The sequence below is a fragment of the Burkholderia sp. SIMBA_062 genome (assembly GCF_046534765.1).
GTDB classification, from domain to species: Bacteria; Pseudomonadota; Gammaproteobacteria; order Burkholderiales; family Burkholderiaceae; genus Burkholderia; species Burkholderia ambifaria.
Genome location: NZ_JAWRYD010000387.1, coordinates 1 through 259 on the forward strand (window position 1 = coordinate 1; position 259 = coordinate 259).

Below are 259 nucleotides of genomic sequence, written 5' to 3' on the forward strand. Positions count from 1 at the left end.
CCATCTCTCGGGCGGCAACCAGCAGAAGGTCGCGCTCGGCAAATGGCTGGGCCGCGCGCAGGCCGGAGGCGGCATCTACATCCTCGATGAACCGACCGTGGGCGTCGACGTGGGCGCGAAAGCGGACATCTATCGGCTCATCGACGAACTCGTGGCGCAAGGCGCGTCGGTGCTGATCTTTTCGAGCGATCTGCACGAACTGCTCGACGTGACCGACCGCGTGCTCGTGCTGGCACGCGGCGCGATCGTGCAGGACGTG

General features: G+C 66.4%; 1 pseudogene. It reads left to right on the forward strand.

The features are described 5' to 3' along the window. Positions 1 to 259: pseudogene (locus SB786_RS36785) on the forward strand (sugar ABC transporter ATP-binding protein); the annotation flags it as partial.